Source organism: Stappia sp. ABD4_338 (assembly GCF_056312175.1).
In genome coordinates, this window is the sequence record NZ_CM149982.1 from 302,567 (window position 1) to 325,063 (window position 22,497).

A 22,497-nucleotide genomic window follows, 5' to 3' on the forward strand; every position below is an offset into this window, starting at 1 on the left:
CGCGGCGCCTGAGGAGGAGAGGCCACACGAATGACGCAAGCAACGGCTCCGATAGAGCCCGGCGGGGTCGACAGCCCCTACGCCTGGATGCGGCTTGTGCTGTCCATGTTTCTGGCGACCATCGGCGGGGCGGGCATGTGGTCGGTGATCGTCGTTCTTCCGGCGGTGCAATACGACTTCGCCGTCGATCGCGCGGACGCCTCGTTGCCCTACACCGCGACGATGGTGGGTTTCGCCGTTGGCAACATGATCTTCGGACGAATGGTGGACCGTTTCGGGATCACCGGGCCGCTGGCTCTCGCGTCCGGGGCACTGGGAGGTGGCTTCCTGCTCGCGTCGCAGGCGCCCTCGCTTGCGATCTTCACGTTGCTTCAGGGCGTTTTGATCGGTTTCGGCGCGGCAGCGACCTTCGGCCCTCTGCTTGCGGACGTGTCGCACTGGTTCGCCCGCCGGCGCGGGTTTGCCGTGTCGGTGACGGCGGCGGGCAACTACGTCGCGGGAGCCGTCTGGCCGCTCGTGATCGAGGAACTGATGCAGGACCACGGTTGGCGAGGCACCTACATCGTCATCGGAATCATATGTCTGGTCGTTCTCGTTCCGGCTGCCTTTCTGCTGCGACGCCCCGCGCCGCATCAGGTTACCCGTCTCGATGGAACCCGACCGGTCGATCCGCCGCCCGCGCGCGCGACGACCCTGTCTCCCGGTGCCCTCCAGTGCGTTCTCGTCGTCGCCGGAATTGGTTGTTGCGTCGCCATGGCCATGCCCCAGGTTCACATCGTGGCCTATTGCGTCGACCTGGGCTTTGGCGTGGCGCGCGGTGCGGAAATGCTGTCGCTGATGTTGTTTGGTGGCATTGCCAGCCGCGTGATTTCCGGTCTGCTCGCCGATCGCATCGGCGGGATCTATACCTTGCTGCTCGGGGCGGTTCTGCAGTGTCTCGCGCTTCTCCTGTTCATTCCCTATGACGGACTGGCTTCCCTTTATTCCGTGTCGCTGATTTTCGGTCTTGCCCAGGGAGGGATCGTTTCCAGCTACGCGATCGTCGTGCGTGAGTACCTGCCCGCGCGCGAGGCCGGAAGCCGGGTCGGTGTCGTCATTACCGCGACGATCGTCGGCATGGCGCTTGGCGGCTGGATGTCGGGCTGGATCTATGATCTTACAGGGTCCTATCAGGCGGCGTTCCTCAACGGGATCGCATGGAACCTGCTCAACATCGCGGCCATCGCGCTCGTTCTCTTCAAGAGCCGCCGGCCGCGCTTCGCGCCCGCCTGACCCCTTGCGGGCGACAGCGGAACGCGACAAGGAGAGATCATGGCCCTGAAGGTTGGCTTTTCCGGTTTCGGTGTGGCGGGGCGTTATCTGCACGCTCCTCTGGTCAGGGCGGCGGGCATGGAGGTCGCGGCGCTTGCCACCTCCCGCAGGGAGGAGGCGGCGGAAACGTTCCCGGAGGCGCGCGTCGTTCCCGATTTCGATGCTTTGCTGGATGTGCAGGGCCTCGATCTGGTGGTGGTGGTGACGCCCAATGTCTTCCACGCGTCACAGGTGAGGGCCGCGCTCGAGGCGGGACTCAATGTGGTCGTCGACAAGCCGGCCACGCCGACACGGGAAGAGGCCGAGGCGCTTGCCGATCTCGCCGAGGCGAAAGGGCTCAAGCTCGCCGTCTATCACAACCGCCGTTTCGACAGCGATTTCCTGACGCTGGAGAAGGTCGTCAGGGAAGGACATCTCGGCGAAATCGCCAACGCCCGCTTCACCATGGACCGCTTCCGTCCCGTTGTTCTCGACCGGTGGCGGGACAGGCCGGCGCCGGCCTCCGGCAATCTCTATGATCTGGGTTCCCACCTCATCGACCAGGCGCTGCTTCTTTGCGGCATGCCGGACTGGCTTCAGGCGGATGTTTTCGCGCAGCGCCCGGGGAGTGAGACCGCCGATGGGTTCGAAGTGCTCATGGGCAAGGGACGGCAACGCCTGACACTCGGCGTCACCCTGTTCAGCACGTCACCGCGTGACCGTTTCCGGTTCGAGGGCGACAAGGGGCTTTTCCGCAAGCCGGGGATCGATCCGCAGGAGGAGCACCTGCGTGCCGGGATGGACCCGCTTGCGCCCGGGTTCGGGGTCGAGCAGCCCTCGGATTTCGGCGAGATCGTCTTCGCGGACGGCACCCGGCGTGAAATCCCCTCCGAGAAGGGGAACTGGCTGACATTCTACAAGCGGATGCGTGCGGCCATCGAGACGGGGGGCGATGTGCCCGTCACCATGCGCGAGGCCGCCAGGACCATCGGTGTGATCGAGGCCGCGCACGCCTCGGCACGGGAGGGACGCCGGATTGCCCTCTCTCCCGAGGGACACTGGACCTGACCCGGATGGCCCGCTTCGAGCATCCCTACCTGGCCGATTCTCCCTTCGCCGCGCTTGCCCATCGTGGTGGCGGGCTGGAAAACCCGGAAAACAGCCGGCAGGCTTTTTCCGCCGCGCTCGGGCTCGGCTACCGCTTTATCGAGATCGACGTTCAGGCGAGCAGGGACGGGACCGTCGTGGTCTTTCATGACGACCGTCTCGAGCGCACCACCGACGGTCGCGGCGTTGTCTCCGAGCAGGCGATGGCCGATCTCGCGGGCGTTCGCATGGAGGGCGGGGAACCGCTTCTGACGCTGGCGGAGGCGCTTGAGACCTGGCCTGGAGCGCGCTTCAACATCGACATCAAGACGGATCACGCGCTTGAGCCGACACTCGAACTGATCCGCCGCATGAACTGTCTGGACCGGATCTGCGTGGCCTCGTTTTCCGACCGGCGATTGAGGGCGGCGCGTGCCGTCATGGGGAAGGACCTTTGTCTGAGTTCGGGCCCCCGTGCTGTCGCAGCGCTCCGGTTCGCGGCGCTGGGAATGCCGATGCCGGTGCCGGATGTGGCCTGTGCCCAGGTCCCGCTCACCCAATATGGCGTTCCCCTTGCCACGGCCGGCTTTGTCCGGCACGCGAACCGTCGCGGCATCGCCGTTCATGCCTGGACCATAGACGAGGAGGCCGAGATGCGACGCCTCATCCGGCTCGGGATCAATGGCATCGTGACCGACCGGCCGTCACTTCTGAAACGCGTGGCGCAAGAGGAAGGCGTGTGGCCGGAGTAGACGGTACGGCTTGAATCGTCTCCCCGCACCGACGATATGTCGAGGCGCGACCGTCGTCGGCAGGACTGCCGTCGAGACCGGCGCGCCCAATCACGAAGACCCCGAAAGAGGCAGACAGGACCATGACCCGCGAGACGACTGAGATGCCGGAGACGGCGGCCGCCGAGAGCCACACCTTCCAGGCGGAGGTTGCAAGGCTTCTGCACCTGATGGTGCATTCGGTCTATTCCAACAAGGACATTTTCCTGCGCGAGTTGATCTCGAACGCGGCGGATGCCTGCGAGCGGCTGCGCCACGCGGCCGTGACGGAGCCGCGCCTTGTTGCCGGCGATCCCGACTTCGAGATCCGTCTGGAGGCGGACCGGACCGCGAAGCGTCTGACGGTCGCCGACAACGGAAGCGGCATGAGCCGTGACGAACTGATCGCCAATCTCGGCACGATCGCCCGTTCGGGAACGCGCGCCTTCATGGACAAGCTGGGCGAGGCCCGTGACGGCGCGGCCCTGATCGGCCAGTTCGGCGTCGGCTTCTATTCCGCCTTCATGGTGGCGGAGAGCGTCGATGTGACGAGCCGGGCGGCGGGAAGTGACGAGGTGTGGCGCTGGCGGTCCGACGGAATGGGCAGCTTCACCGTGGAGCCGGTCGACCCGTCCGATCCGGATGCACCTTCGCGCGGGACACGTGTCATCCTGACGCTCAAGGATGATGCGCTCGACTACGCCGATCCGGCGACGCTCGAGCGTATCGTGCGGTCCTATTCCGCTCATGTTCCGGTTCCCATTACCCTTGTCGAGATCGGCAAGGAGACCGAGGATGACGCGGACACCGGTGCGGCGGAGCCGCGCCGGCTCACGGACGGAACCGCACTGTGGACGCGGTCTAAATCCGAGGTGAGCGCCGAGGAATACAAGGAGTTCTACGGTCACGTCTCGGGACAGTTCGACGATCCGGCGCTGACCCTTCACTACCGCGCGGAGGGACGGCACGAATACTCCGTGCTCCTCTTCCTGCCCTCCATGAAGCCGTTCGACCTGTTCAATCCCGACCGAAAGGGGCGGGTGAAGCTGTATGTGCGGCGTGTGTTCATCGCCGACGATGTCGATCTGTTGCCGGCATGGCTTCGTTTCGTTCGCGGTGTCATCGACAGCGCGGATCTGCCGCTCAACCTCTCGCGCGAGATGCTGCAGCACAATCCGGTGCTGGAATCGATCCGCAAGGGCGTCACCAATCGTGTCCTGTCCGAGTTGCAGAAGCTTGCCGAGAACGACAAGGACGCCTTCCTTAAAATCTGGGAGAATTTCGGTCCGGTTCTCAAGGAAGGCATCTACGAGGACTTCGAACGGCGCGACAAGGTGCTGGCCCTGGCTCGCTTCCGCTCGTCCACCAGTGGCGATGAGTGGCGTTCGCTCGCCGACTATGTGGCCTCCATGAAGGAGAACCAGACCCAGATCTTCTACGCCACCGGTTCGAGCCGGGAGGCCATTGCCGCAAGCCCGCAACTCGAGGGCTTTCGCGCGCGTGGGGTCGAGGTGCTCTATCTGGACGATCCCGTCGATGCATTCTGGGTGCAGATGGCGGATGGCTTCGAGGGCAAGCCGTTCCGCTCGGTAACACAGGGCTCGGCGGAGCTGGAAACGATCCCCGTCGAGAAGGACGCCGGCGAGGCGGACGACAAGCCGGAGGACGACAAGGACGGCGCGCGTGCCGATGTCGGACTGGTCACGGCCTTCCTGAAGGAGACGCTTGGCGACAAGGTGTCGGATGTGAAGGCGTCCGCGCGCCTGTCGGAAAGCCCGGTCTGTCTGGTCGCTCCGGAAAACGGACCCGACCGGCAGTTCGAGAAGCTGATGGCGCGGCAGAAGGGAGATGGTGCGGCCCTCTTCGCGCCGGTTCTGGAGTTCAATCCGGCGCATGGCCTTCTCAAGGGGCTGTCGCAGCACCTCGAGGCGGGCGGCGACAAGACCGGGCTCGAGGACATGGCCTGGCTTCTTTTCGATCAAGCCCTGATTCTCGACGGCGAGCTTCCCTCCGACACGGCCGGTTTCGCACGGCGCATGGCCGAGATGATGCGCAAGGGCATGTGAGAAACATGGGCGCCGGTTCGTTTGGCCGGCGCTCTCCGCTCCACCTTGTGTAGCGGCGTGTGCGAACCCGGTCAGGTGTCGAAGGCCACCAGCAGCATCGATACGATCAGCAGCATCGCCATGAGAATGTTGAACGGGCGGGCAATCCTGGGGTCGCGCAGCTTCACGCGCATGACGGCACCAAAGGCGAGCCATGGAAGGCATCCGGCGGCGGCAGCGGCGACAAAGACGACCGCGAACGTCGTGGCCTGGCGGATGACATCGAGATCCGGGCTCATGTAGGTGGAGATCGCAACGCCGGCGATCATCCATGCCTTCGGGTTCATCCACTGGAAGAGTGCTGCACCGAGGAAGCTTCCGCGCCGCCCGGTGTCGGGTGCTTCGTCCTTTTCGCTAGCCGGCGTTTCGCTCCCCACGGGTGCCGTCGCGATCTGCCAGGCAAGCCAGGCCAGGACAGCGAAGCCGGCAATCCTCATGCCCTCTTTCACGTAGGGAATCGAGAACAGCGTCTCCCCGATACCCAGTCCGAGAATGAAGAGCATTGCGGCGAAGCCGATGGCGATGCCCCACAGCACCGGAAGGCCCCGGCGCACGCCGACGGCACCGCCGACGGCGGTCAGAAGCACGTTGTTAGGGCCGGGAGTTGCCGACGAAACGTAGGCGAACTGGGCAAAGGCAAGCAGTTGTTCCAGCGTCATTCGATCGACACTCCGAAGGCGACGAAAACCGCGGCCTCAGATTCTGTCTTCCGATAACTGGCCACGACGGTCCGGGGAGACCGACCAGCCGGCTGCCGTATAGTCGAACCCTCCAAGCTCGTTCGGCCCGATCGTCGGATCGCGCGGCGCGGCGTAGTAAACGCGAACCTCGCGTATCCGTCCCTCCGGAGTGAAGGCGAAGATGTCGACACCCCGGAAATGGATATCCTGTGCCGGTTTGACCGCGGTCCATTCGGCACAGGCCATCTGTCCATTCGGGTTGGCGAAGACAGCGTCCAGAAGCCAGTAGGAACCGTTGTCAATCACATCCCGCCGCCACTGGTCGAAGAGGCTTTCGATGTCCCGGAACGGACCGAACATCCCTTTCGGCAGGAAGTGGCAGGCATCAGGTTCGAACAGGCGATAGAAAGCATCCCTGTCGCCTGAGTTGCAAGCGTCAAAATAGGCCTTCACGGCCTGTTCGGCTCTCTCTTGCATGACAAGTCCTCAGGATTGGAGGAGATCCGTGCAACTCGCCTGAAGCTCCGCGAGCGTGAAGCTGAGTGCCGCAGGCGGGGGAAGTGTCGTCATTGCACTTTCAGCGAGTGGTGCGGGTCGGTCGAAGCGGGCGCCGGGGGTGCCTGCTTCGGGAAGGTAGCGACGTACCAGTGCTTTTGCGCCGGCTGGATAGGCCTCGTCGTCGAGACGCTCCAGTGCCTCGATTTCCGCAATGAACCGGTCCGCGGCCTCCGGGAGGCGATCACCGTCGATGCGGATCCGCCCGGTGTCGGTCAAGGCGATGGCTCCGGCCTCCAGCAATCGCGCGAGCAGGATCAGGCCCGTGCCGCTGTCGAAATTGCGGTTCCAGTCCGGCTCGAGCGGATAGCGAAAGGCGCGGTCGAGCAGGATGAACTCCGCGACCGCCCGACCGTCGACCACATCGTCGTGCAGGCAGGCCAGGAGCGATTGCAGGTCGACCTTGATTTCCTCCAGGAGGCCGGTCGTCCAGCGTGTCTTGATCGCCACCTGCGTATCGAAGGGGCGCGGACCCTGATGATGAAAGTAGTCGTGCAGATAGCCCCAGACGCAGCGGGCCTTGTAGCAGGCTCGCGCGTCGTCCCCGGTCGGGTTTGCAATGTCGAGGTCCTGCGTGGCTTCCCGCACGGCCGGAATGGTGATCTCGTTGAAGATCCGCCGGAATTTGTTGAAGAAGAAGATGGCGTACTTCTGCCGAGCGACGGGAGTCGACGCCTTTATGTTTTCAGGGAAGAAAACGATGTTGTTGCCATTTGTCAGTCCGTTGCTTCCGGCAAGCAGATGCGAGGACTGACAGATGTTTGACGGATGCGGATAGCGGCGGTAGAGCGCCAGATAGGCCGGGTCGGACGGCTCCTCCCTGAGTGAGAGGAAGGTCTCGAACCGCCATCCCGCCCTTGCGCCGTTGGCCAGGCGCAAGGGGCCGAGGAAGAAGAAGGGCATTCCGTCCTCGGGAGCATGGATGGCGTCGCGTGAGCGGGCGAAGTCCGGTGGCGTGTCCAGGCCGCTGCTCCGCCAGGATGAAATATCCTGGCGCAGGGCGGTGGCATAGGCATCCTGCGCGCAGGCCGATGCCAGGAGTGCGCCAAGCGGCGCAATCTCTTCCAGCAGGGCGTTCGTGCGGTCGTGATCCGGCCGGGCGATCGACCCGTCCTCCCGCTCCAGCGCCGCAAGTTCCTCGACCGGCCGCACCAGCGCGAAAGCGACCTGGTCCGCAAGCCCTTTCAGGTCGGGTCGGCTCTCAGACGGCTTCGGCGTAGGCATCGGCGGTCGCAATCCTGGGAACATGGATGGTGAAGCCCATCGGCACGGGGCCATGGTCGGAGAGCACCTCGAGACCTTCCTGCCGGGCGGCGGCAAGGGTGGTGATGCAGCCGTCGACCTCTCCGGCGCGGCACAGGCGGGCGGCCTCGGAGTTGCTGTTGACGAGAAGCGTCTCCGCCGAGGGCGGGACAAGAGATTGCGGTGCCGGGTGGCTGGCGATCCGTTTGAGCGGCGTCTCGGCACTGCGTGCCGCGAGTACCATGTTGAACGTGTCGAAGAGAAAAAGGTCGGCAAGCGTCATGCGGCCGAGATAGGGGAACACGAGCTGGTGCAGGTCCGGGTAGACCACGCAGCCGAGAAGCGCCGAACCGGGCTCGCGAATGACAAGCTCGATGGCTTCTTCCAGCGTCGCATGCAGCACGATCTCGGCGTCCAGTCCGTGGGACCGGGCGTAGTGTCGGGCTGCTGCCTCGCAGTTGGTGCCCTTGGGGCCGAGCGTGCGGATGCGCCGGATGCCGGCGAGATCTGCGGGGGCGGTATCGAATGTCATACGGACGGCTCCCTTTATTTGAAAGCATGATGCATTCGCAATATTGCGAGCATCAAAATTTCGACCATGCCAAAAATAACCATGTCTATTTTGTTTTATTGTTTCTATTTCACCTTATTATATTTCGTATTTTGGCGCGTTATTCAAATATCTATTTCTGATATTATTTTTATATTTATTGGTGCCGTCTCTGTCGGTCACCCGTTGTGTTCCTGGTTCAGGCGGTTTTCCGACAGGCCGGACATGGTTTATTTCTGCAGGGCGTTCGCATGAGCGTGAGCGGAAATGCCCTCGGGCGGGAAGGTGCCGGCGTGTTCGAGTTGAAAGATATCGAGATCCTTCAGGACATCGTGCGGGCCGGCGGGTTCCGTGCGGCGGCCCAGAAGTACGGGCTCTCGCAGTCGGCGATTTCCAACCGCGTCATGGCGCTGGAGAAACGTCTCGGCATTCAGCTTTTCGACCGCGCGCGACGTCAGGTCCGCCTCACGCCGGTGGGACGACGGTTCCTGGAGGAAGCCCTCAGGCTGGTGGTGGCGCGGGATCGTCTGGTGCAGGAGGTCAACAGCGCCGACGGATTGTCAGGCACGATCCGCATCGGGGTCGCGGAGACCATCGTTCACACGATTCTCTCGGAGATGCTGAACCAGTTGAAGCACCTGCACCCGCGCGTGCGATTCGAACTCGCCGTGGACACTTCGCGCCAATTGGGGGCCGCCCTTGCCGAGGACGAACTCGACGTGGCGATCCTGTTGCGTGAAAGCGTTCCGAGTGGAGCGGTCGCCGTGCCGCTCTCGCCCCAGCCGCTTGGATGGTACCGTTCCGCTTCCGCGGAGCCGCCAGCCGCCCCGCTGACACTTACCGAACTCGCTTCCAGCCCGATCGTCTCCTTTCCGCGAGGCACGCCTCCCTTCCGGGAGCTTGAGGGAATTCTCGCCGCGCCGGACCTGCCCACGCCGGACCTGCATGCCTCCGCCTCCCTGTCGACCGTGACCCATCTTGTGGCGGACGGTTTCGGCATCGGTGTGCTGCCCGTCCGACTTGCCGAGGCTGCTCCCTTCTCCAGCAAACTGCGCGAATTGCCGGTCGTTGATGCCGCGCGCATGTCCGCGCTGCGCTTCGTCGTGGCCTACATGCCGGAGCGAAATCGCGAAGCAGGAGGGGAGGTTGCGACAATTGCCAGTACGTGCGATCGATATGATATCAAAAATAGATCGTAATTTTCTTATCGTGATAACTTGACAGGATCATTCGGGCTCGTGACACTTTCTCCAGGACATTGGTGGAGGGATTTGTGTCTGAGGTTCCCGAAATTTCAGAGCTTCGCCTGGCCGAGATCAGGGCGCTTGCGCCCGACGCGCTGAGGCGCGTGATCCGCCAGAACCGGTTCAACGGCCCGACTGCCGGATGTGCGCCGGGGCGGCTTCAGGGCAATCTGGCCATCCTGCCGGAAGCCCTTGCCAGCGACTTCCTGCGCTTCTGTCAGCAAAATCCCAAGCCCTGTCCGCTGATCGGCGTGTCCGAACCGGGAAACCCGTGCATCCCGAGCCTCGGCCGCGATCTGGACATCCGCACCGATCTCGGCGGCTACCGCGTGTTTCGTGGCGATGCCGAGCGGCATGAAAGCGTCCGCGACCTGAGTGCGGTCTGGCGCGACGATCTCGTGACCTTTGTGCTGGGCTGTTCGTTTTCGTTTGAGGACGCCATCCTGCGTGCCGGCATTCCGATCGCCCATATCGCGCAGGACCGGAACGTGCCGATGTATGTGACGAACCGCGAGACGACGACCTGTGGCCCCTTTGGCGGACCGGTGGTCGTGTCGATGCGGGCGTTTCCGGCAGAGGATGCGATCCAGGCGGTCCTGCTGTCGGACCGGTATCGTCTCGCGCATGGCGCGCCGGTTCATCTCGGCGATCCGTCGGAGATTGGCATCGCCGACCTCTCGAACCCTGATTTCGGTGACGCGCCGACCCTGAGGCCGGGAGATGTTCCCGTCTTCTGGGCGTGTGGCGTGACACCGCAAATGGCGATCCGGCGGGCTCGGCCCGACCTCGCCATCACACATGAGCCCGGTCACATGCTTGTGACCGATCTCTCTGCCGACGCGGCCGAATTCACGATCGGTCGCGTCGGACCCGGCGCGGCCGGAGCCTCAAGCTGACCTTCCAGTCAAACAAGACACAGAGGACCGTTTCATGACCAGACTTGCAACGAAACTTGCCGCGGCGACCGCCCTCTCGCTCGCCATGCTCGCACCCGCCTCCGCCGCCGAGACGCTGTCCGTCGTCGGAAGCTGGAGCAACCTGCCGCTGCACAAGCAGTTCGAGGCCCCGTTCTGGGGTGAGACGTTGCCGGCGGATTCGAACGGTGAAATCGAGACCCAGCTCACCACGCACAACCAGATGGGCATCGGCGGCGGCGACGTCTTCCGCATGCTTGGCGACGGCGTGTTCGATGTCGGCATGACGGTGGCCGACTACGCAGTGGGTGATGCGCCGGAACTCGAGGGGCTGGATGTTCCGCTTCTCGCAACGACGCCGGCCGCCGCGAAGGCCATGGTCGAGGCGGCACGCCCGATGGTCGAGGAGATCTACGAAAACCGCTTCAACTCCAAGGTTCTCGCGATTGCGCCGTATCCGCCGCAGGTGGTTTTCTGCAAGGGCGACCTGTCCTCGCTGTCCGATCTGGCCGGCAAGAAGGTGCGCGGCTCCGGTCGCATGACCACGAAGTTCCTCGAGGCACTCGGCGCCTCCGGCGTGAACGTAGCCTTCTCGGAGGTGCCCGGCGCGCTTGAGCGCGGCGTGATCGACTGCGCCGTGACCGGTTCGGGTTCAGGCTACAGCGCCGGCTGGTGGGAAGTCTCCGACACGCTGATGACCATCCCGCTCGGCGGCTGGGATCCGGTTGTGACGGCGATCAACCTCGATCGCTGGAATGCGCTGCCGGAGAACCTCCAGAAGCTCATTGCCGATGACGTCGCGCAGAAGTTCGAGGCTCCGGCCTGGGATGCGGCGGCTGGTGCGCTTGAGGGCGATATCGCCTGCCTGACCGGCAAGGGCGAGTGCGCGGCGGGCGATCCCGCCTCGATGAAGCTCGTCGAGCCGAGCGAGGCGGACGTCGCCGAGGCGCGCAAGATCCTCACGGAGGTGGTTCTTCCCGAGTGGGCGGAGCGCGCCGGTTCCGATTGGGCGAAGCGCTGGAACGACAGCGTCGGCAAGACCGTCGGCGTCGCCGTGCCGCTGAACTGATCCTGCAACCGGCGGAGGCCGCACGACATGATCGACATTCTTGCCGTGGGTCTCCGCCGCGTTAACGCGGCCGTGGCCCTGGTGGTGGGGAGCGTGCTCCTCGCCACCGCGGGCTTTGTCCTGGTGGACATCGCCCTGCGCCAGGTCGGGCACACGCTTGGCGGATCCGATGAAATCTCCGGCTACGTCATGGCCGGTATCGCCAGTTGGGGGCTGCCCTTCGCGCTGACCGAGCTCGCGCATGTGCGTATCGACCTGATCCGCCAGAAGTTGCAAAGCCGGGGCAGGGCGTTCATGGACCTGTTCGCCATGACGATTTCGGCCGGCGCCGTTTGTGTGATCGCCTACCAGGCGTGGCCTGTACTGGAAAAGTCGCTCGCGCGCGGGTCGCGCGCCAACACCTCGCTCGAGACGCCACTGTGGATACCGCAGATCATCTGGTTTTCCGGGTGGGTCTGGTTCGCGATCACCTTCTGCCTTCTGGTCCTGCTGGCGATTGCCGCGCTGGCAAGCCGTGACTTTGCCAAGGTCGACGCGCTGATCGGCGCGCGTGGGGAAGCGGAGGACGCGCAATGATCTGGAGCGTCGCCTTCGCCCTCCTGGGGCTTCTGTCCCTGTCGATTCCGGTCGGCATCGTTCTCTTTCTGCTCGGCTTCGGTATCGACCAGTTCTTTTCGGCCTTTCCGCTTATCCGCGGTCTCGGTCAGGTGGTCTGGTCCGCCTCCGACAGCTCAACGCTGATCGCCATTCCCTTCTTCGTGCTGCTCGGTGAAATCCTCGTTCGAGGAGGCATCGCTGAGAAAACATACGCATCGCTGGACAAATGGGTGTCCTGGCTTCCCGGGGGGCTGATCCACGCCAACATCGGCACGGCGACCATGTTTTCCGCCACCTCCGGCTCGTCGGTCGCCACCGCCGCGACGGTGGCGACCGTCGCCATGCCGCAGGCGGAAAAGCTCGGATATGATCCGAAACTCTTTTCGGGGGCCATTGCCGCCGGCGGTACGCTCGGCATTCTCATTCCTCCCTCGATCAACCTGATCGTCTACGGCTTCCTGACCGAAACCTCGATCCCGCGCCTTTTCCTTGCCGGTCTCATTCCCGGTGTGCTGATGGCGCTCGCCTTCGTGCTGGTGACGGCGATCCTGTGCCGCATTCGCCCGGAACTGGGCGGTCCGAGCCGAAGCTTCACCTGGGCCGAGCGGTTCGCGAGCCTGGTGCAACTCGTTCCGATCGTGATTCTTTTCGTCACGGTGATCGGGTCGATCTATGCCGGATGGGCGACGCCGACGGAATCCGCCGCAGTCGGTGTGGGGATCGCCCTGCTGATCGCTGTTGGAAACCGCGGGCTGTCGTTGCCGATGATGCGCGAGAGCCTGCTCGGGACCGTGCGCATTACGGCCATGATCATGCTGGTGATCGCGGGTGCCTATTTCCTGAATTTCACGCTGGCCTCGGCGGGGCTCGGCCGTGAACTGCGCGAGTTGCTGGAAAACCTCCACCTGTCGCCTTTCGGCACCTTGCTGGTCGTGATCGCTCTCTACATCGTCCTCGGCTTCTTCATCGAAACACTGTCGCTGATGGTTGCGACGATCCCGATCGTGGTGCCGATCATGGCGGGCCTTGGCTACGACAAGGTGTGGTTCGGCGTGCTGATGATCGTGCTCGTGGAGATGGCGCTTATCACGCCTCCGGTCGGCCTCAATCTCTATGTGGTCCAGGGGGCCAGGAAATCCGGCACGCTCGGCCAGGTCATGCTGGGCACGATTCCCTTCGTGCTTGTCATGCTGGCCATGGTCGCGCTGCTCATCCTGGTTCCCGACCTTGCTCTCTACCTGCCCGATACCCTTTGAGGTCCGGGCAGCTCCCCTCATGTCCACAACCGGAGGATCCCATGGATTTCACCGTGAACGGTGCGCCGCTTCGCGCCGATATCGAGCAGCTTACCGTCGCCGGCTGGACGGGCCGCGATGCGGCCGCGATTCAGCACCACATTGATGAGCTGGCCGCCCTTGGCGTCGCCCCGCCCTCCAGCGTGCCGCTCTACTACCGCGTTTCCGCCGATCAGATGACGCAGGCCGCCCACATTCAGGTGGTGGGCGGAGGAACCTCGGGCGAGGTGGAGCCCTTCCTGCTCTCCTGCGGTGGAAAGCTCTACATCGGCCTTTCCTCCGATCACACCGATCGTGATCTGGAGACGCACTCGGTGGCGCTCTCGAAGCAGATCTGCGCGAAGCCGATCGCCGGCGAACTGTGGGTCTTCGACGAGATTTCAGAGCGCCTGGAAAGTCTTGAGCTGCGCTCGTGGATCAGGGAGGATGCATCTGCTGACTGGATGCCCTATCAGGAGGGCACCATCGCATCGATCCGTCCGCTTGCTGACCTGATGAGCGGATCGGGCTTCGCGGCGGCGCTTGCCGAGGGCTCCTGCCAGGGGCTTCTTTGCGGCACCTTCGGTGCGAAAGGCGGCGTCCGCCCGGCGGCGGCGTTCCGCATGGAAATGCGCGATCCGGGAACGGGACGCGTCATTTCCCACGAATACACCATCGAGGTCCTGCCGGCCGTCGCCTGACGGGAGCGGGCCTCCAACGCACCGCGGGCCGGTCCGCGCGGCAGGGAGTACGGGAATGGGGTCTGTCGTCGAGCGGGCGAAAGCGGCAATTGCACGGGTCGAGGCACTGGGCGAGGGCGCGCGAAGCCTCTTCGTCTCGTTTTCGCCCGAGCGCATTCTTGCCGAGGCGTCCGAGGCGGAAGCGCGCATCGAGGCGGCCGACCGTCCGTTGCCGCTTGCCGGAATGCTCGTGAGCGTCAAGGATCTCTATGACGAGAAGGGAGAGCGCACGACCGCGGCGTCGACGCTTCTGCTCGAGCGCGAGCCGGCACCCGCCGACTGCCCCGTGATCGAGCGGATCAAGGCGGCTGGAGCTGTGCCCTTCGGCCGGACCAGCATGAGCGAGTTCGCCTATTCCGGAGTCGGCCTCAATCCGCATTACGGCACGCCGGGCAATGTCTTCGATCCGCAAGGGATACCTGGTGGTTCGACGTCCGCAGGAGCCGTTACGGTTGCCGTCGGTCTGTGCGACGTCGCCCTTGGTACCGACACGGGCGGATCGATTCGCATTCCTTCCGCCATCAACGGGCTCTACGGCCACAAGCCCAGCCAGGACAAGGTGCCTCTCGAAGGCGTTCATCCCTTGGCGGCGTCGTTCGATTCCTGCGGCCCTCTCGCCGTGGACTTCGCGACAATGCTTGCCGCCTACCAGGTGATGAGCGGCGGTGATGCGCCCGATGTCGAAAGCGCGCCGGGCAAGCTGCGTTTCGCGGTGCCCGCGGGTGCATTCACGAACGATCTCGACGCATGGGCGCGACGCACGTTCGAGGATGCACTGGCACGCATCGAGGCGGGCGGACACGAATTGGTCGAGGTCGACATGACCTTCCTGCAGGAAGCCGTCGGGCTCAACCGCATCCTCGTGTCGGCGGAGGCTTACGAGGTCTACAAGAACGACCTCGATCGTTTGTCGACGATTGGCGATCCGCGAGTGCTTGCCCGCATCCGCTTCCGTGAGACGCAGAGCGACGAGGACGTTGCCAACGCTTATGCCGCGCGGCGCGAGGTCATTTCGCGAACCAACGAGCTCCTTGCGGGCTTTGACGCGATGCTGGCGCCGACCTTGCAGATGCTGCCGCCGAAGATCGCCGAGGCTGAGGCCGACTTCGACCGCATCAACGCGGCGATGCTGCGCAACACATCCCTTTTGAACCTTGCCGATGCCTGCGCGATGTCGATGCCGCTTCGTCAGCCAAGCGACGTGCGCCCCGGCGCACTCATGATTGGCGGTGCCAAGGGAACCGATGCGCGTGTGTTGTCCGTCGGTGCACGGCTCGACCGCGACCTGAACGGCGTCTGAGGCTTCTCCCTTAAGCGGGAAAACGCGCATCGCGTACCGGATCGACCGGGGTCTGCGTCATCTCGAGATGCAGACCCGTGCCGGTCCATGGATGAGCGCGGGCAACATCCTCGTCGAGTTCCACGCCCAGGCCGGGTGCATCCGGGACCGTGACGTAGCCATTCTCCCAAGTGATGGGCGTTTTGAGCAAGCGCGCGTGGAAGCCGTCAAAACGGCGGATCGATTCCAGGATCAGGAAGTTCGGCGCCGTCGCGGACAGTTGGATATTGGCCGCCGCGACGATGGGGCCGCAGTACAGGTGCGGCGCGATCATGGCGTGAAATGCCTCCGCCATGCCGGCGATCTTCTTGGCTTCCAGAAGGCCACCGACCCGGCCAAGGTTCATCTGCAGGATACCGGCGGCGCCACACTGGAGCAGGCGGGCGAATTCCCATTTGGTGCAAAGCCGCTCACCGGTAGCAACCGGGATCGACGTTCCGCGCGCGACCTTCGCCATTTCCTCGGGCGCGTCCGGCGGCACGGGTTCCTCGAACCAGAGCGGGTCGTAAGTCTCAAGCCTGCGTGCCAGGCGCAAGGCGCCGGCAGCGGTAAACTGCCCGTGCGTGCCGAACAGAATGTCGGCTTGGCCTCCCACGGCCTCGCGCACCTTGCGGGAGAAACTTTCGCAGCGCTCCAGCGTTTCCAGATCCGGCATGTGTCCGCCGAAGACCGAGTAGGGGCCGGCCGGATCGAACTTCACTGCCGTGAAGCCCTCGGCAACACACGCCGCCGCCGCCTCGGCGGCGCGGTCGGAATCCGCGTAGAATCCGGCAGGGTCCTCGTCGTCGCGAGGATAGAGATAGGTGTAGCTCCTCAGCCGCTCATGCAGCTTTCCGCCCAGCAGGGCATGCACGGGCTTGTCGGTCGCCTTGCCGATGATGTCCCACATGGCCATTTCCAGAGCGCTTGCCGCTCCGCAGATCGTCGGGTCGGGACGCTGCGAAAAACCGGATCCATAGGCGCGCCGGAAAAACGCCTCGATGGCGAAGGGATCACCTTCCTCAAGGTACCGCGCAAACAGGTCGCATGCCATCTCCGCGACGATGTGGGGCACCACGGCCGCTCCATAGACCTCGCCGTAGCCGACCACGCCGCAGGCCGTCGAGAGCTTCACGAAGACGAAATAGCGTCCGCCGAAACCGGGAGGCGGGTTCGCGACGATGAAGGTCTCGATCGACTGAAGCTTCATGGGGCGGCCTCCGGGAAACGGACAGGGCGGGACAACTGCGGAACCCTTGCCGGAGCAGCCTGGCGCCGTTTCCGCAGCCTGTCAGCATCCTGCAGGCGACGTCCGTCGCTCCGCAAGCGCCATTGGTGGTGGCCGTGTTCTTCTATTCGATCTGGCTCTCAGGAAGACCAGCGCACCGTCGCGCCCAGTTCCGTAAGCTTTTCCACGAAATGGGGATGCGCGCGACGGATGGGGTCCGCGTTGCGAATGATCGACTGGCCCTTGATCTGGATCGCAGTCAGGAACAGCCCGAGCACGACTCGGATGATGTAGGGCGCCTCGACAATCGCCGGACGAAGCGAGTTGCCCCCGAAAACGATCAGTCGGTGGGGGTCGGAGAGATTCACGCGGGCGCCGAACTTGGCAAGCTCGGAACTCCAGCCGAGCGCGCCCTCGTAGATCTTGTTCCAGAACATGATCTCGCTGTTGCAGCCGACGGCGACACCGATCGCTTGGGGAAGAAGGTCGGCGGGAAAATAGGGCCAGGGGGCGGCTTCGATCTTGGGCAGCATCTCGCGGGTGAAGGGCCTTGCAACCTCACGCGTCCATCCGGTCACGGTGATTGCATCGTCGGCGACTTCGAACTGCAGCCCCAGCTTGGAAAACTGGCGCAGAATCAGCGTCATGTGCGGCGTGATGTCCGTCTTGACGGTAACGCGTCCGCCGGTCACGCCACCGATTGCGAGGAAGGTCGCGACCTCGTGATGGTCGTCGGGAACCCGCACGCGGGCGCCGCCCAGCCTGTCGACACCGGAAATCGTGAGGCGCGAGGTTCCGCCGCCCTCGATGTTCGCGCCCATGGAGCGAAGCATCTCGCAAAGTGCCTGAACATGCGGTTCCGACGCCGCGTTCATGAGGACCGATGTGCCGTTCGCCGTCGCCGCGATCATCGCGAATGTTTCGGTCGCGGTCACCGATGCGTAGTCCGCCCAGATCTGCTGGCCCGTGAGGGCGCCGTCGCGGCGGATGTCGTAGGGCTGGGTCGAGACGAAGCTGCAGCCGAACTGCTGCAGGATCTCCAGGTGCGGATCGATCTCGCGCAGGCCGAGTGCGCAGCCCTTTGCATCCGTGTCGAATGTAAGCTTGCCCGTGCGCACCACCACGGGTGCGAGCAGGAGCACGGCGGAGCGGATGCCCAGCGGCAGCTCCGCCTTGCCGTCAGCGAAGGCATCGAAATCGTGACGGATGGTCAGCGTCGAGCCGCCGTCCTCCCGGCTGACGGTCGAGCCCATGCGCTCGAAATAGTCGAGGATCTTGGTGACGTCGCTGATGTCCGGCACGTTTTCCAGCGTGACGGGCTCATCCGTGAGCAGCGTCGCGCACAGCATCGGCAGGACGGCGTTCTTGTTGCCGGAGGGGAAGACGGTTCCCTCAATGGGATTGCCGCCGTCGACGAAAAGATCGGCCATCGGGGAAAGTCTCCAGTATCGGGCGCCGGATCGTGCTGCGTTTCCTAAAGGACTTTCGCGGCAACGGCAAACGGCAGTTCCATGGCCTTGAGGCGGCGGGAGGCGGGCAGGGGCTCAGGTGAGAGAGGGAGCGTTCACGCGCCTTGCCCCGCCGCCGACATTCGTGTCGGAAACGATCATGCCCTGCTCCATGCGGATCAGCCGGTCGCACTTGTCAAAGCAGTGCTCGTCGTGGGTCACGGCGATGACAAGATGCCCCCTGCGCGCCATTTCCGGCACGAGCACGTCGTAGTACAGCGCGCGATGGGCCGGGTCCTGGTCGGCGGCGAACTCGTCGAGGACCACTATCGGGCGGCGTTCGGCCAGGGCGACGCTGAAGGCGAGGCGGCGTTTCTGGCCGCTGGAAAGCGCCAGCGTCGAAAACGCGTCCTCACGCAGCGAGACGCGGTGGTCGAGGTCGAGGCGCTCAAGGTGCGCGGGGACGCGCGAGCGTTCGTTCGCGTCGAGGCCATAAAGGCGCGGGAAGAGGTGGAACTCGCTGAAAACCGCGGAGAACAGCCCGCGATAGGCCTCCAGTGTGCGCGGGGTCACCGGCTCGCCGTCCAGAAGGATGCGACCGCCGTCGGGCTGTCGCAAGCCGGTGAGGAGGGAAATCAGCGTGGATTTGCCAGCGCCGTTTCCGCCGCAGATGAAGACGACCTCGCCCGGACGCAGGACGAGATCCATCGGGCCGACGGTGAAGCGGTCATCGCCACCGCCGCTCGTGAGCGTGGTCGTCACGCCCTCGAGCCGGATTTCGCCGAAGGAGGCGGGCGGGGGAGCCCCCGTCTCGCGGGCCCGGTGTTCCGCGTGGCGCTCCAGGTCCTCTTCAAGTCCGAGGATGAGACGCCGCGAGACGGCTGCACGGGAGAAGGAGGCCAGATTTCCCATCACCGTCTCGATGGGACCATAGGTGAGCAGGACCACCGTCAGGATCTGCAGGACGGTTGCCGTATCCGTCCCGGCCAGAAGCGGGAGGCCGACGACGATCATGCACAGGAGGCCCATCATGACGCCCTGGGCGGTCACCTGTCCGAGACTGAAAAACCGTTCGGCGCGCAGCTTCAGGTCGCGCTCGCGGGTTGCCAGGTCGACGATGTCCTCCTGGAGACCGGCCTTGCGCGAGGCGCGCAGGCGCAGTTCGCGATAGCCGCGCAGCACGTCATTGACGCGGTCGAAGAAAAGCCACTCGATCCGGGAGGCCGCTTCGGCGCTTTCCTGCGCCGGGGCCTGGGCAAGCACGTATCCGATGCAACCGATAAGCACCGCGACGAGCGTCGCAAGGCCGCTCGGCCAGGAGAGGTAAAAGAGATAGGGAATGCAGAAGGTGATCAGGAGCATCGCTTCCAGTGACTCGATGAAGTTCACCGAGGCGGAGGAGATCTGGTTCACCTCGTGGGTGACGATCGAATAGATCTTGCCCTGGTCGTTGCGGGCGAAGAAGCCGACGTCCGTGTCGAGAAGCTGACGGCTGAGCCTTGTGCGAAGGCGCAGTTTGGTCGAGAGCACGAGGCGGAAGCTCGCCACGCGCGCGAGGTGCGAGAAGGTCAGCGTTGTGGCGATCGAGGCGAGCAGCAGGACGACGTCGCCTGTCGCGATCGCCGCGCTTGCCGCCAGGGCGTTGATGGCGAAGATCATGCCAGAGCGTGTCAGGCTCGCAAGCACCGCGTAGACGAGGACCGGCGAGCGCATCAGGTTTCCGTCCCGGATGAGGAAGGAAAAGAGCGCCAACAGCCTGCCCGCGCTTTCGCGTGATCCTGTCGCCGTGTTTCCGGTGTTCGCGGCCGTCTCGCTCACCCTTGCCTCGCTTGCTCGCGCTGTCGCGCCTCTCCTAGAGCATTTTGCCGCAAAGAGGAAATACTGCGGATCGCCCGGGGCGGTCGGCTCTTGCATTTTCTGTCGGTGTCGTCGATGCGGTGCCGGCCTTCGGGCGGTATGTGGGAAAAGCCCGGCCACGGGCTTTCGCTCTCTTGACAGCGCCACGCGGCGCCGACTATATGCGGCACATCCCGCGCGGGAGATCATCCCTGCGGCCGGGCGGCGGAGTAGCTCAGTTGGTTAGAGCAGCGGAATCATAATCCGCGTGTCGGGGGTTCGAGTCCCTCCTCCGCTACCAAATTTCCTAGTTTTTTCTGTTAGTTAGCTCGCGCGCACTATGAGTGCGTCTGCGCGCGAAACGCCCGGGGTTGCATGCTTGGTTTCAGATACGTGCGCTTGAATGCGATGAGACGAAATAGTCTGGCATTACAAAACCAAAAAACGGGAAGATCTGAGCTTAGCACTGGTCAGACGCAATCTTTCGAGAAAGAGCTAATAGACACCTAGACGCTTTGCGATAGCGCGATAGTACACATCGTCAAAAACGGATGCTGTTGTAGAACGAAGTTTATTTCGTTTCACAATCGAGACTTTGTCGTTCTGGAGAGCAGATAACAGGCATAAAAACTTGGCGTGTGTCATACAAGTCCCTCGAGACGGATTGAGATTGCTCAACGAGGGATACATATCGTCGAAAACTGACTTCTCTTTTACTAACTGCCAGTGAAATCTGAAGGTTTGTCGTATTCCATCGTTCGCCGTCGATATTGCCAATGCTCGAAATTTCTTCTCATGGCTTGTTCCTCGAAATAGTGGCGTGAACGCACCAACTAGCCGACCGAGCCGTTCATGCTGGAGCCATGCGGGCCTATTGGAAATTATAGTATTCATCAGATCGTCTACAGAAGCATACTTGGATCGTAACCAAAGGCCGCAATAAAGACCGTAGTAGGTTCGTCCATCAGTTGCAGAAATCAGGCTTTCAATATGCTCCTTTCGCTGGCTTCGTGTTTCAACGCGAGTTTCGACGAGGTAGTTCGATATGTCTACTAAAGCCGCATCATCCACAAGCCATCCAGACGAGGCAACGTCCGCAATAGCTTTGGCCCTTGCCGGTGTGAGCGGCTGACTGCGGATATACGCCAAAGCGTTTTCTCTTACGCTTGGTCGCAACCTAATCAACTTCTCGAGTGCACTCGGCGGCAGTTGGACTTTTATTTTGGAAGCAAGAGTGATGTAGCGCTTCAGCACCTTTTCGCCATTGCCAGCGTCAAATGCACCCGATTTGAGGCCCCGAGTTAGTCGCAACCTCACCACTTTGCGCTCTCGGTCTATAGACAGGCCCGCTGCAAGGCGCCGATCAACTCTCTTCTGAAGATTATCCAGGCGCGCATTTTCAACGACCCGAAAATGCGCGAGCGCTTCGCGGCGGGTAAGTATCTTTGTCTTGCCGCTATTGAGTCGCACTTGCTTTGTTTGCAATACTAGATCAACAGATTTCAATGCGTCCTTAGCCTCGATTATAGTATCAACGCCAATATCAATATCATCCATATACCTGACAAAATCTTTGTTCGGGTCGATAGAAAGAAATTCATCAAGCTCATAGAGAAAACAGTGAGCTAAAAGGCGGGGGGCATCTAAATTAATTTGGGGTAGACCAACTTCCACTCTCGGTGAATAGTCCGGTTGCCAAAGCAGATCACTGAGCACGTAGATCAGCATATCCAGGACACTTTCTTCCACATCTGTGATAGACGCGATTATATTACGTAAGTGGCCATACGAAATGGTATCGTAGTAGTTTGCTATATCCGTAATTACAACATAGCGCCGGTTTTTCGAGAAGCTGAATAGTTCTCGCTGAAAGTTCAGCCAAGATGCAAATGTCCCATATTCGGAACGCGACTCAGAGAAGCGATGCTCCTTTGGCTCGAAAAAAGACCTTTCAGTCGGCGCCTTGCCCTTGATCTGGTTGTACAGTGCATCGGATAGGCATTGCAGCACCAAGGCATCGCGAACCGAAGGTATAACGATTTGGCGACAAAGGCCCTTTCCTTTCTCAACAAGAATGCGTTGAGCGCGCTGAGGGACATAGCTACCTTCAAGGATCAACCTAGAAAGCTTGAGACACTCCTGCTTATGGGTGACGTGAAAGTCAAAATTTTCAACACCATCATTGAGAAACTGCTGTCGCATCGATATCCGCACTTTCTTCTTCCACACCCGCTCGAGATTGCTCGGTGAGAAGATGCTTCGCAAAGGTTTTGCACGAATATCAAATCGGGGTGAACGCATGGCCAGTTGCTCGCTTTAGTTGAACCGTACGCTCCCAGTTTATGCTTAACAGCCTGCTAATAAGGGAATGCTCAGTGCCCTATAGGTCACCTGCAAGCGGGGAATAGCCCCTTGCCTCCTTTTCCCCAGCCGATCCCTTGACCCAGCTCCACGGCGCTCGGGGCTTTTGCAGCTTTGACAATTCGGGGTGTTTTTTTTGGATCGCGAGTGGCTGCCCTTAACTCCTCAGGGGCTTCGCGCGGGGCGAGTT

19 protein-coding genes and 1 tRNA gene are annotated in these 22,497 nt (G+C 62.8%); 12 read left to right on the forward strand and 8 right to left on the reverse strand.

The annotated features are described in order from the left end of the window. Positions 1-30: 30 nt before the first annotated feature. From ACYX4S_RS01340 to htpG, 4 genes are all read left to right on the forward strand, one after another. Entirely contained in the window at positions 31-1,272 is a 1,242-nt protein-coding gene (locus ACYX4S_RS01340) for an MFS transporter (RefSeq protein WP_476361593.1), read from the forward strand. Between the two features lie 39 nt (positions 1,273-1,311). Beyond that, positions 1,312-2,358 carry a Gfo/Idh/MocA family oxidoreductase gene (locus ACYX4S_RS01345; RefSeq protein ID WP_476361594.1) on the forward strand — a complete coding sequence of 349 codons (1,047 nt, stop codon included), beginning with the start codon at positions 1,312-1,314 and terminating at the stop codon, positions 2,356-2,358. Positions 2,359-2,363: 5 nt separating this feature from the next. Beyond that, a complete protein-coding gene (locus ACYX4S_RS01350) occupies positions 2,364-3,128 on the forward strand; it encodes a glycerophosphodiester phosphodiesterase family protein (protein ID WP_476361595.1) in 765 nt (254 codons plus the stop codon). 122 nt (positions 3,129-3,250) lie between these two features. Then, positions 3,251-5,212 carry a molecular chaperone HtpG gene (gene htpG / locus ACYX4S_RS01355; RefSeq protein ID WP_476361596.1) on the forward strand — a complete coding sequence of 654 codons (1,962 nt, stop codon included), beginning with the start codon at positions 3,251-3,253 and terminating at the stop codon, positions 5,210-5,212. A 71-nt stretch (positions 5,213-5,283) separates the two neighbouring features. Here htpG and ACYX4S_RS01360 read toward each other — a convergent pair whose 3' ends face one another. From ACYX4S_RS01360 to ACYX4S_RS01375, 4 genes are read right to left on the reverse strand one after another with little or no spacing between them, the layout of a single operon-like run. Then, positions 5,284-5,910, reverse strand: a complete 627-nt coding sequence (locus ACYX4S_RS01360; RefSeq protein WP_476361597.1) for a LysE family translocator — start codon at positions 5,908-5,910, stop codon at positions 5,284-5,286. Positions 5,911-5,946: 36 nt separating this feature from the next. Beyond that, positions 5,947-6,408 (reverse strand): nuclear transport factor 2 family protein, encoded by a 462-nt coding sequence (locus ACYX4S_RS01365; RefSeq protein WP_476361598.1) that lies wholly within the window; start codon positions 6,406-6,408, stop codon positions 5,947-5,949. A 9-nt stretch (positions 6,409-6,417) separates the two neighbouring features. Beyond that, a complete protein-coding gene (locus tag ACYX4S_RS01370; RefSeq protein ID WP_476361599.1) occupies positions 6,418-7,710 on the reverse strand; it encodes a DUF6421 family protein in 1,293 nt (430 codons plus the stop codon). After that, the gene (locus tag ACYX4S_RS01375) at positions 7,688-8,260 is read right to left on the reverse strand and encodes a prephenate dehydratase (protein ID WP_422069802.1); all 573 of its coding nucleotides are present in this window, start codon (positions 8,258-8,260) and stop codon (positions 7,688-7,690) included. Before ACYX4S_RS01375 ends, ACYX4S_RS01370 begins: the two co-directional genes overlap by 23 nt. A gap of 269 nt (positions 8,261-8,529) precedes the next feature. On the opposite strand from ACYX4S_RS01375, the gene ACYX4S_RS01380 reads away from it, so the two are divergent. The 7 genes from ACYX4S_RS01380 (at position 8,530) to ACYX4S_RS01410 (ending at position 15,416) form a co-directional block, all read left to right on the forward strand. After that, the gene (locus tag ACYX4S_RS01380) at positions 8,530-9,477 is read left to right on the forward strand and encodes a LysR family transcriptional regulator (RefSeq protein ID WP_476361600.1); all 948 of its coding nucleotides are present in this window, start codon (positions 8,530-8,532) and stop codon (positions 9,475-9,477) included. Between the two features lie 74 nt (positions 9,478-9,551). Further along, entirely contained in the window at positions 9,552-10,418 is an 867-nt protein-coding gene (locus ACYX4S_RS01385) for a putative hydro-lyase (RefSeq protein WP_476361601.1), read from the forward strand. Between the two features lie 34 nt (positions 10,419-10,452). Beyond that, entirely contained in the window at positions 10,453-11,505 is a 1,053-nt protein-coding gene (locus tag ACYX4S_RS01390; protein WP_476361602.1) for a TRAP transporter substrate-binding protein, read from the forward strand. A gap of 27 nt (positions 11,506-11,532) precedes the next feature. Next, entirely contained in the window at positions 11,533-12,081 is a 549-nt protein-coding gene (locus ACYX4S_RS01395; RefSeq protein ID WP_476361603.1) for a TRAP transporter small permease subunit, read from the forward strand. Beyond that, entirely contained in the window at positions 12,078-13,358 is a 1,281-nt protein-coding gene (locus tag ACYX4S_RS01400; RefSeq protein WP_476361604.1) for a TRAP transporter large permease, read from the forward strand. The genes ACYX4S_RS01395 and ACYX4S_RS01400 overlap by 4 nt, the downstream gene beginning before the upstream one ends. A 41-nt stretch (positions 13,359-13,399) precedes the next feature. Beyond that, positions 13,400-14,077, forward strand: coding sequence for a DUF2848 domain-containing protein (locus ACYX4S_RS01405; RefSeq protein WP_476361605.1), 678 nt, complete (start codon positions 13,400-13,402; stop codon positions 14,075-14,077). Between the two features lie 55 nt (positions 14,078-14,132). After that, positions 14,133-15,416, forward strand: coding sequence for an amidase (locus tag ACYX4S_RS01410; protein ID WP_476361606.1), 1,284 nt, complete (start codon positions 14,133-14,135; stop codon positions 15,414-15,416). A 10-nt stretch (positions 15,417-15,426) separates the two neighbouring features. Here the strand turns inward: ACYX4S_RS01410 and ACYX4S_RS01415 are convergent, their stop codons facing one another. The 3 genes from ACYX4S_RS01415 to ACYX4S_RS01425 all read right to left on the reverse strand — a co-directional run bounded on the left by ACYX4S_RS01415 (position 15,427) and on the right by ACYX4S_RS01425 (position 19,928). Next, positions 15,427-16,644: a mandelate racemase/muconate lactonizing enzyme family protein gene (locus ACYX4S_RS01415; protein WP_476361607.1), complete on the reverse strand. Its 1,218-nt coding sequence runs from the start codon at positions 16,642-16,644 to the stop codon at positions 15,427-15,429. 158 nt (positions 16,645-16,802) lie between these two features. After that, positions 16,803-18,092 (reverse strand): UDP-N-acetylglucosamine 1-carboxyvinyltransferase, encoded by a 1,290-nt coding sequence (locus ACYX4S_RS01420; protein WP_476361608.1) that lies wholly within the window; start codon positions 18,090-18,092, stop codon positions 16,803-16,805. A 114-nt stretch (positions 18,093-18,206) separates the two neighbouring features. Continuing rightward, entirely contained in the window at positions 18,207-19,928 is a 1,722-nt protein-coding gene (locus ACYX4S_RS01425; protein WP_476361609.1) for a cyclic peptide export ABC transporter, read from the reverse strand. A gap of 242 nt (positions 19,929-20,170) precedes the next feature. Here ACYX4S_RS01425 and ACYX4S_RS01430 point away from each other — a divergent pair. Beyond that, positions 20,171-20,247 (forward strand) — tRNA-Met (locus tag ACYX4S_RS01430). 194 nt (positions 20,248-20,441) lie between these two features. Here the strand turns inward: ACYX4S_RS01430 and ACYX4S_RS01435 are convergent. Continuing rightward, the gene (locus ACYX4S_RS01435; protein ID WP_476361610.1) at positions 20,442-22,247 is read right to left on the reverse strand and encodes a hypothetical protein; all 1,806 of its coding nucleotides are present in this window, start codon (positions 22,245-22,247) and stop codon (positions 20,442-20,444) included. Positions 22,248-22,497 lie beyond the last annotated feature (250 nt).

Excerpts from the sequence above, each read along its gene's own strand:
- ACYX4S_RS01370 (WP_476361599.1), bottom strand. The coding sequence starts at position 7,710 with ATGCCTACGCCGAAGCCGTCTGAGAGCCGACCCGACCTGAAAGGGCTT.
- ACYX4S_RS01400 (WP_476361604.1), top strand. The coding sequence starts at position 12,078 with ATGATCTGGAGCGTCGCCTTCGCCCTCCTGGGGCTTCTGTCCCTGTCG.
- ACYX4S_RS01380 (WP_476361600.1), top strand. The coding sequence starts at position 8,530 with ATGAGCGTGAGCGGAAATGCCCTCGGGCGGGAAGGTGCCGGCGTGTTC.
- ACYX4S_RS01340 (WP_476361593.1), top strand. The coding sequence starts at position 31 with ATGACGCAAGCAACGGCTCCGATAGAGCCCGGCGGGGTCGACAGCCCC.
- ACYX4S_RS01375 (WP_422069802.1), bottom strand. The coding sequence starts at position 8,260 with ATGACATTCGATACCGCCCCCGCAGATCTCGCCGGCATCCGGCGCATC.
- ACYX4S_RS01435 (WP_476361610.1), bottom strand. The coding sequence starts at position 22,247 with ATGCGTTCACCCCGATTTGATATTCGTGCAAAACCTTTGCGAAGCATC.
- ACYX4S_RS01415 (WP_476361607.1), bottom strand. The coding sequence starts at position 16,644 with ATGAAGCTTCAGTCGATCGAGACCTTCATCGTCGCGAACCCGCCTCCC.
- ACYX4S_RS01410 (WP_476361606.1), top strand. The coding sequence starts at position 14,133 with ATGGGGTCTGTCGTCGAGCGGGCGAAAGCGGCAATTGCACGGGTCGAG.
- ACYX4S_RS01350 (WP_476361595.1), top strand. The coding sequence starts at position 2,364 with ATGGCCCGCTTCGAGCATCCCTACCTGGCCGATTCTCCCTTCGCCGCG.
- ACYX4S_RS01420 (WP_476361608.1), bottom strand. The coding sequence starts at position 18,092 with ATGGCCGATCTTTTCGTCGACGGCGGCAATCCCATTGAGGGAACCGTC.
- ACYX4S_RS01405 (WP_476361605.1), top strand. The coding sequence starts at position 13,400 with ATGGATTTCACCGTGAACGGTGCGCCGCTTCGCGCCGATATCGAGCAG.
- htpG (WP_476361596.1), top strand. The coding sequence starts at position 3,251 with ATGACCCGCGAGACGACTGAGATGCCGGAGACGGCGGCCGCCGAGAGC.
- ACYX4S_RS01395 (WP_476361603.1), top strand. The coding sequence starts at position 11,533 with ATGATCGACATTCTTGCCGTGGGTCTCCGCCGCGTTAACGCGGCCGTG.
- ACYX4S_RS01360 (WP_476361597.1), bottom strand. The coding sequence starts at position 5,910 with ATGACGCTGGAACAACTGCTTGCCTTTGCCCAGTTCGCCTACGTTTCG.
- ACYX4S_RS01365 (WP_476361598.1), bottom strand. The coding sequence starts at position 6,408 with ATGCAAGAGAGAGCCGAACAGGCCGTGAAGGCCTATTTTGACGCTTGC.
- ACYX4S_RS01390 (WP_476361602.1), top strand. The coding sequence starts at position 10,453 with ATGACCAGACTTGCAACGAAACTTGCCGCGGCGACCGCCCTCTCGCTC.
- ACYX4S_RS01345 (WP_476361594.1), top strand. The coding sequence starts at position 1,312 with ATGGCCCTGAAGGTTGGCTTTTCCGGTTTCGGTGTGGCGGGGCGTTAT.